This window comes from Mycobacterium sp., assembly GCF_049281135.1.
Taxonomy (GTDB): domain Bacteria; phylum Actinomycetota; class Actinomycetes; order Mycobacteriales; family Mycobacteriaceae; genus Mycobacterium.
The window spans coordinates 1-7,794 of record NZ_JBAPRN010000610.1 but is presented as its reverse complement, the minus strand read 5'-3'; the positions used below and the strand labels follow the sequence as shown (position 1 = coordinate 7,794).

At 66.7% G+C, this 7,794-nt stretch carries 10 protein-coding genes; 8 read left to right on the top strand and 2 right to left on the bottom strand.

Going from position 1 to position 7,794, the window contains the following annotated elements; all coding sequences use genetic code 11:
• The 7 genes from WAN02_RS24070 to WAN02_RS24040 all read left to right on the top strand — a co-directional run.
• On the top strand, positions 1 to 313 hold a 313-nt coding region (locus tag WAN02_RS24070; RefSeq protein WP_422267104.1), incomplete at its 5' end, for an exodeoxyribonuclease VII large subunit.
• Complete coding sequence (locus WAN02_RS24065) at positions 303 to 530, top strand: exodeoxyribonuclease VII small subunit (protein ID WP_422267102.1); 228 nt, start codon at positions 303 to 305, stop codon at positions 528 to 530. The genes WAN02_RS24070 and WAN02_RS24065, both read left to right, overlap by 11 nt.
• Positions 531 to 593: 63 nt before the next feature.
• Positions 594 to 1,712 (top strand): 3-beta-hydroxysteroid dehydrogenase, encoded by a 1,119-nt coding sequence (locus WAN02_RS24060; RefSeq protein ID WP_422267100.1) that lies wholly within the window; start codon positions 594 to 596, stop codon positions 1,710 to 1,712.
• Positions 1,713 to 1,802: 90 nt separating this feature from the next.
• Complete coding sequence (locus WAN02_RS24055; protein WP_422267106.1) at positions 1,803 to 2,849, top strand: NAD-dependent epimerase/dehydratase family protein; 1,047 nt, start codon at positions 1,803 to 1,805, stop codon at positions 2,847 to 2,849.
• Entirely contained in the window at positions 2,846 to 3,601 is a 756-nt protein-coding gene (locus WAN02_RS24050) for an SDR family NAD(P)-dependent oxidoreductase (protein WP_422267098.1), read from the top strand. Before WAN02_RS24055 ends, WAN02_RS24050 begins: the two co-directional genes overlap by 4 nt.
• Entirely contained in the window at positions 3,598 to 4,455 is an 858-nt protein-coding gene (locus tag WAN02_RS24045; RefSeq protein ID WP_422267096.1) for an SDR family NAD(P)-dependent oxidoreductase, read from the top strand. The genes WAN02_RS24050 and WAN02_RS24045 overlap by 4 nt, the downstream gene beginning before the upstream one ends.
• A 33-nt stretch (positions 4,456 to 4,488) precedes the next feature.
• Positions 4,489 to 5,634, top strand: coding sequence for an AI-2E family transporter (locus tag WAN02_RS24040; protein ID WP_422267094.1), 1,146 nt, complete (start codon positions 4,489 to 4,491; stop codon positions 5,632 to 5,634).
• Here the strand turns inward: WAN02_RS24040 and WAN02_RS24035 are convergent.
• Positions 5,615 to 6,412 carry a dienelactone hydrolase family protein gene (locus WAN02_RS24035; protein ID WP_422267092.1) on the bottom strand — a complete coding sequence of 266 codons (798 nt, stop codon included), beginning with the start codon at positions 6,410 to 6,412 and terminating at the stop codon, positions 5,615 to 5,617. The genes WAN02_RS24040 and WAN02_RS24035 overlap by 20 nt on opposite strands.
• Positions 6,413 to 6,430: 18 nt before the next feature.
• The gene (locus tag WAN02_RS24030) at positions 6,431 to 7,069 is read right to left on the bottom strand and encodes a DUF4245 domain-containing protein (RefSeq protein WP_422267090.1); all 639 of its coding nucleotides are present in this window, start codon (positions 7,067 to 7,069) and stop codon (positions 6,431 to 6,433) included.
• Here WAN02_RS24030 and glpX point away from each other — a divergent pair.
• The coding region (glpX, locus tag WAN02_RS24025) for a class II fructose-bisphosphatase (RefSeq protein ID WP_422267088.1) at positions 7,002 to 7,794 on the top strand (793 nt) is incomplete at its 3' end. The genes WAN02_RS24030 and glpX overlap by 68 nt on opposite strands.

Genomic DNA, 7,794 nt, shown 5'->3' with positions numbered 1-7,794 from the left:
GGCCGACCCGCTGGCCGCACTCGCGACGCGCGCCGACGAGATTCACCGCGCCCGATCCGCGGTCCGCCGGGACGTCACCCGACTGATCGACGTGCAGGCCGAGCGCGTCAGTCACCTGTCGGCCCGGCTGGCAACGCTGGGTCCGGCGGCCACCCTGGCCCGCGGCTACGCCGTGGTGCAGACGGTCGGTGGCGCGGGTTCGACTGCGGTGTTGCGCTCCGTTGACGACGCGCCGGCCGGGACCGCGCTGCGGGTGCGGGTCGGCGACGGCGCGATCGTGGCGACGAGTGAGGGGCCAGCCGATGGCGAGTGACGGCGCTACACCTATTAGTCAGCTCGGGTATGAAAAATGCCGCGACGAGCTGATCGAGGTAGTGCGGCTCCTGGAGCAGGGTGGACTCGACCTTGATGCATCGCTACAGCTGTGGGAAAGAGGCGAACAGCTGGTAAAACGATGCGAGGAGCACTTAGCTGGTGCACGTAAGAGGGTGACTGACGCGTTGGCGGCCGGCGAGCCTGACGATTCTTGACATCGCAACTATTTCTCGGACATTAATTCGAAACTGGAACACGTTTCAGTTATTCTCGGCGGCATGGTTGAGATTTCTGGAACTTCGCCGACCGCCCTGCTGGGCCGAGTGCTCGTCACCGGCGGCTCAGGTTTCGTCGGCGCCAACCTGGTAACCACCCTGCTAAACCAGGGTTACCAGGTGCGGTCCTTCGACCGGGCACCCTCACCACTGCCCGCCCAGCCGGGCTTGGAAGTGCTGCAGGGCGACATCTGCGATCCCGACGTCGTCAAGGGCGCCGTCGCCGGGATCGACACCGTCTTCCACACCGCGGCGCTGATCGAGCTGATGGGTGGCGCGTCGGTCACCGAGGAGTACCGACAGCGCAGTTTCGCCGTCAACGTCGAGGGAACCAAAAACCTGGTGCACGCCGCACAGGCCGCCGGGGTGACCCGGTTCGTCTACACCTCGTCCAACAGCGTGGTGATGGGCGGCAAGCGCATCTCCGGCGGAGACGAGACGTTGCCCTACACCGGCCGTTTCAACGACCTCTACACCGAGACCAAAGTGGTGGCCGAACGATTCGTGCTGTCGCAGAATGGAATTGGCGGCCTTCTGACGTGTGCGATTCGGCCGAGTGGAATCTGGGGCTGCGGCGATCAGACGATGTTCCGCAAGGTGTTCGAAAGCGTGTTGGCCGGCCACGTCAAGGTGCTGGTCGGCCGCAAGGCCGCCCGCCTGGATAACTCGTACGTGCACAACCTGATTCACGGCTTCATCCTGGCCGCACAACACCTGGTCCCCGGTGGTACCGCGCCCGGGCAGGCGTATTTCATCAACGATGCCGAGCCGGTGAACATGTTCGAGTTCACCCGCCCGGTGATAGCGGCATGTGGAGAGCGTCTACCGCGGCTGCGGATCTCCGGCGCCGCGGTGCGCGCGGCGATGCTCGGCTGGCAGCGGCTACATTTCCGGTTCGGGTTCCCGCAGCCCCCGCTGGAGCCGTTGGCCGTCGAGCGGCTGTACCTGGACAACTACTTCTCGGTCGACAAGGCCACCCGCGATCTCGGTTACCGTCCGCTGTTCACCACCGAGCAAGCGATGACCGAGTGCCTGCCCTACTACACCGAGTTGTTCGACCAGATGAAAGCCGCCGCCAGTCCCGCACCGGTTGCTGTCGTCGCGCCCGCGGTAGCCGAATAGACGGCATATTCCGCGTCGACGTGTAGCGTAATGCGCCATGCACGCCGGCGACGATGCCGAGCGACGCGATGCGAAGGAGCCGCACGGATGATCGCCGAAACTGTGCTGGTGACAGGGGCGTTCGGACTGGTCGGCTCGGAAACCGTGCGACAGCTGATGGTCGACGGTCGTCACGTCGTCGCCACCGATCTTGATGTGCCGGCCAATCGCAAGGTGGCTGACCAGATGCCGTCCACCGAGGCGCGCTGGGTCGACCTCACCAATCCGGATGCGGTCGGCGAGCTGCTGCGCGAAGTGTCGCCGTCGGCGATCATTCACCTGGCGGCGATCATCCCGCCGGTCTGCTACGCCCGGCCGGCCCTGGCCCGTCGGGTCAACGTCGACGCGACGGGATACCTCGTCGACGCCGGCGCCGCACTGCCGGCACCGCCACGGTTCATCCAGGCCTCCAGCGTCGCGGCCTACGGCGCCCGCAACCCGCATCGCGTCAGCGACGTGCTCACCGCCGACACCCCCCTGCGACCCTCCGACATCTACGGCGCCCACAAGGTGGAGGCCGAGAAGCTGGTGCGGGCATCGGGACTGGACTGGGTGGTGCTGCGGCTGGGCGGCGTGCTCACCGCCGAGCCGCGCCTCGACCTCGACCTGGACACCATCTACTTCGAGGCGTCGCTGCCCATCGACGGCCGGATCCAGACCGTCGACGTGCGCGATGTCGCGCACGCCTTCGTCGCCGCGACGACCGCGCCGGTGATCGGCGAGACGCTGTTGATCGGCGGCGACGAGTCGCACCGATTGGTTCAGGGGGATATCGCCCCGTCGACCGCGGCCGCGATGGGTCTGGTCGGCGGCATACCTGCCGGACGAAAGGGCAATCCCCACAACGACGCCGAGTGGTTCAGCACCGACTGGATGGACACCACGCGCTCAGCGGAAGCCCTGGACTTCCAGCGAATTTCGTGGCCACAGCTGCTTGCCGAGACCGCCGAGCGGATGGGCTGGCGCCGTCACCCGGCACGGCTGATCGCCCCCTTGGCCCACACCCTGCTCAAACGGCGGTCGCCCTATTACCGCCGCCCGGGCCGCTACGCCGACCCGTGGGCCGTCATCGATGCAAAGTGGGAGGGTCACAGGTGACTGATCGCCGTGCGGTCGTTGTCGGCGGCGCCTCGGGCATCGGAAAAGCGGTGGCCTACGCACTGGCAGCCGAGGGCCACCGGGTGATCGTTGCCGACCGCAACGCCGACGGAGCACGTTCCGTCGCAACCGAACTCGGCGATCGGCACAGCGCCGCGACGGTCGAGGTCACCGACGAGGATTCGGTGCGCGCGCTGTTCGAACAGGCCGGCGCGCTCAACGTCGTCGTCAACACCGCGGGTTTCAGCACGATCGGGCTGATCACCGAGCTGCCCGCCGAAGACTTCCGCTCGGTCGTCGACGTCTGCCTCACCGGCGCCTTCCTGGTGATCAAGCACGCCGCACCGCGACTGAGCAAGGGCGGGGCGCTGGTGTCGATCAGCTCGCTGAACGGGCGCCAGCCCGCCGCCGCGATGAGCGCCTACTGTGCAGCCAAGGCGGGGTTGTCGATGCTGACCCAAGTCGCCGCGCTCGAGCTTGCGCCGCAAGGGATTCGGGTCAACGCCGTCGCACCCGGATTCGTGCACACACCGCTCACCGAGCCGGCCACCCACATCCCCGGCGTCGTGGACGAATACCTAGAGAACACACCGCTGGGCCGGGCCGGAACTCCCGAAGACATCGCCGAAGCCGTGCTGTTCCTGTGCAGGGCGTCGTGGCTGACCGGCGAGGTGCTCGACCTCAACGGCGGTGCGCACATGAAGCGCTACCCCGACCTGATGAGCCACGTGATGAAGCTGGCCACGCAGTGAGCTCCGGGGCGCCAGGAAGTTTCGCCGGCAAGCAAGCCATCGTCACCGGCGCCGGCTCGGGCATCGGCGCCGCGTTGTGCCGTGCACTGGTCGCCGCGGGCGCCGATGTTGTCTGCACCGACGTCGACGGCGCCGCAGCGGCCCGCACCGTCGAGAGCTTGCCCGGTCCCGGGTCAGCGACATCGGCCATCCTCGACGTCACCGACCCGGCCGCGGTGAAGGCCGCCGTCGATGCCGTCGTCGCCCGCGCCGGACGGCTCGACCTGATGTTCAACAACGCCGGAATCGCTTGGGGTGGCGACACCGAACTGCTGACGCTGGACCAGTGGAATGCCATCATCGACGTCAACATCCGCGGCGTCGTGCATGGCGTGACCGCCGCGTACCCGGTGATGCTGCGGCAGGGCCAGGGCTACATCATCAACACCGCATCGATGGCCGGGCTGGCCGCTGCCGGCCAGATCACCAGCTACGTGATGACCAAACACGCGATCGTCGGGCTGTCGCTGGCGCTGCGCTCGGAGGCCGTTTCGCGCGGCGTGGGTGTGCTGGCGGTGTGTCCGGGCGCCGTGGAGACCCCGATTCTGGACAAGGGCTCGATCGGCGGCTTCGTCGGTCGCGACTACTACCTGCGCGGGCAGGGCATGAAGAACGCCTACAGCGCTGACCGGCTGGCCCGCGACACGCTGAAAGCGATCGGGCGCAACAAGGGGCTGCTGGTCAAGCCGACGCAGGCGTACGCATCCTGGGTGTTCGCCCGGCTGGCACCGGGTCTGTTGCAGCGAATGTCGATTCGATTCATCGACGATCAGCGCAAGCGGCAACACGCGAAAAGTGGCGCGCCAGAAGGCTAGGGTTCGCTTCGACACCAACGCGGAGGGCCGGCAATGAATACGGAATTCACCCTCACCCAGAAACGGGCCCTCGCGGTCGTCACGATTGTCAGCCTGCTGTTCGCCGCGTATTTCCTCCGCCATTACTTCGTCCTGATCGTGGTGGCCGCGGTGGGGGCGTATTTGTTTACCCCGCTTTTCCATTGGTTCGGTCGTCGGCTGGGTAGCGGGCTGGCAGCCACCTGCACGCTGCTCTCGGCTCTGCTGGTGGTGATCGTGCCGGTCGGCCTGTTGGTCGTGCTGGCGATCGTCCAGATCTCGCGGATGGTGACTCATGTCGCGGGCTGGGTGCAGCGGACCAATCTCAGCGATCTCGGCAACACCACCCTTCAGGCCGTCAACCAGTTGTTGGCACGGGCGCCGTTCCTGCACGTGACGGTCACCGCGGAGTCGCTGCGGAAGACGATGGCGACGGTCGCGCAGAAGGCCGGTGAATGGACCCTGCATTTCCTGCAGGACACCGCCGGCAGCCTGTTCGGCGCCGTCACCTCGGCCATCATCTTCTTGTACGTGTTCGTCGCGTTGCTGACGAACCGCGAGAAATTGCTCACCTTGATTCGCCAGCTCAACCCGCTCGGGGACGAGGTGACCGATCTGTACCTACGGAAAACGGGCTCGATGGTGCGCGGCACCGTGAACGGACAGTTCGTCATCGCGTTGTGCCAGGGGGTGGCCGGAGCCGCGTCCGTCTACGTCGGCGGATTTCACCAGGGGTTCTTCATATTCGCGATTCTGTTGACCGCGTTGTCCATCATTCCGCTGGGCGGCGGTATCGTCACCATCCCGTTCGGCATCGGAATGATGCTCTACGGCAACATCATCGGCGGCGCGTTCGTCGTCGCTTGGCATCTTCTGGTGGTCACGAACCTCGACAACTTTTTGCGCCCGATCCTGGTTCCGCGCGATGCCCGGCTCAATTCGGCGCTGATGTTGCTTGCCGTGTTCGCGGGGATCGCGATGTTCGGCCCGTGGGGCATCGTCATCGGCCCGGTGCTGATGATCGTCATCGTCACCACCATCGACGTCTATCTGGCGGTCTATAAGGGCGTCGAGCTTCAAGAAAGCGGCGACCAGGACAGCAAGCCTGGTTGGGTGACCCGCTGGAAGGCGCGCCGAGTGGCTAAACCAGCCGCTCCTTGAGGAACTCGACGACTCGCTTGCGCGCCTCGTAGGCAGGGTGACCGTCGACCTCGCGGACCTCGAGGGTCAGCACCGAATGCGCCGTCCGGCCAAACCCATGCTCATTGCCTGGGCCGGAGTCGATCTCGATCACCTCGAACGCGTCGCCGAGCCGCGCTTTGAGCGTGGTGAACCGTTCGGCGGGTGACATGAAGTCCTTGCTGAACCGCAGGCCCAGCGCGCACACACCTTCCTTGGTGGCGCGGTCTTTGAACGCGTTCAGTTCCACGTCGCTGAGTCCGGCATCGCGGCGCTGGCGCGGGGTCAACGGAAACGGCGTCGAAGGCTGGCTGAGCACCGGTGCCAGCACGCTGTCGTCGACCGCGGCAGCCAGCGCGAATCCACCGGTGAAACACTGGCCGATCACACCGACGCCTTTGCCCGGTGTCGAGGCTTTGAGATCGCGGGCCAATGCGCGCAGGAAATCCGCAACCGGGCGATGCTTGTTGGTCGCGAGCGCCGCGAATTCCCGTGCCACACAAACACGTCGGAGAGAATCAAGCGTGTAACCGACCGTGACCGGACGACCCGGCTCGCCGAACAGCGACGGTATCGCCACGGTGAATCCGTTGTCCACCAGGTGATTTCCCAGCCCCAGCACGCCGGGATGGATGCCCGGTACCTCGGGGATCAGCACTACACCAGGCCCGTCGCCACGGCGGTAGACGTCGTGGGTGTACCCGCCACCGGTGAACGGTTCCGCGGACCAGCCGGTGAGGTCGGCTTCCGGTGCAGTCATTGACAGGGGTCCTTTCTATTACCTGTGTGCGGGTAGGGGTGGCTGCGATTGAGTGGCCGCGGCCAGCGTACGAAACTCGTCGGCGCTGCCGGCACCGGTGATCGCGAGCTGAGCGGGACCGGCCGGGTTGTTCAGCCGCGTCGTCCACACCGGCTCAACCCCGTCGTCGCCCTGGTAGGTGATCCACCGGGTGCCGCTCACATCGACGGTTCCACTGGGGTACATCGACGAGTGGATCGAACCGACCAGCTTGACCTCGTCGGCGTTGCTTTGAGTGAGGCTCAGGTACTCACCGGCCGGGCTGATGTAACCGACGATGGAGGTGACGGCGTGTAGCCGCTGGTGGGTCGACGGATCGGTCCGACCGTCGGGGATACCGCCGCGGCCGCCGGAGTTGGGCTGCCAGCCCTGGGGTAGCCGCGGCAACCGGACCGGGAAACCGAGCGTCAGCGCGTCGGCGCGCAGCGCGCTGGACGCGTCGTAGGACGGCACCGGTCCGCGGTTGATTCCACCCGGCGAAAACGAGCACATCCCTACCATGCCGGCCAGCACGATGCAGGCGACTACCAGCGGCGCGATCGACCAGAACATGTCCCGGCCGTCCTGCAGCAACCGGGGCTTGGCCGGTTTGGCCGTCGGCTCTGGCTGCGTGGTCACAGCACGAGTATCCCAGCTCCCGAGCGGCAACCCGCTTCTGGGACAATCGGCAACCATGACCGCAGGTTCTCGTCGCGAAGCCCCGGACCGCAACCTCGCACTCGAGCTCGTCCGGGTCACCGAGGCGGGCGCCATGGCCGCCGGCCGTTGGGTGGGCCGCGGCGACAAAGAGGGCGGCGACGGCGCGGCGGTCGACGCGATCCGCCAGCTGGTGAACTCGGTGTCGATGCGCGGCGTCGTCGTGATCGGCGAAGGCGAGAAAGACGAAGCGCCGATGCTCTACAACGGCGAACACGTCGGCAACGGCGACGGTCCGGAATGCGACTTCGCCGTCGACCCGATCGACGGCACCACGCTGATGAGTAAAGGCATGCCCAACGCCATCTCGGTGCTCGCGGTGGCCGACCGCGGCTCGATGTTCGACCCGTCGGCGGTGTTCTACATGAACAAGATCGCCGTGGGACCCGACGCCGCCCACGTCCTCGACATCACTGCACCGATCGCCGAGAACATCCGCGCGGTCGCCAAGGTCAAAGGGCTGTCCGTGCCGGACATGACGGTGGTCATCCTGGACCGGCCCCGGCACGCGCAGCTGATCGAGGACGTGCGGGCCACCGGGGCGCGGATCCGGCTGATCACCGACGGCGACGTGGCGGGCGCGATCGCCGCGTGCCGACCGGGCTCCGGCACCGACATGCTGGCCGGCATCGGCGGCACGCCTGAGG

Coding starts and splice junctions, on each gene's coding strand:
- WAN02_RS24065 (WP_422267102.1), top strand. CDS start 303: ATGGCGAGTGACGGCGCTACACCTATTAGTCAGCTCGGGTATGAAAAA.
- WAN02_RS24060 (WP_422267100.1), top strand. CDS start 594: ATGGTTGAGATTTCTGGAACTTCGCCGACCGCCCTGCTGGGCCGAGTG.
- WAN02_RS24040 (WP_422267094.1), top strand. CDS start 4,489: ATGAATACGGAATTCACCCTCACCCAGAAACGGGCCCTCGCGGTCGTC.
- WAN02_RS24035 (WP_422267092.1), bottom strand. CDS start 6,412: ATGACTGCACCGGAAGCCGACCTCACCGGCTGGTCCGCGGAACCGTTC.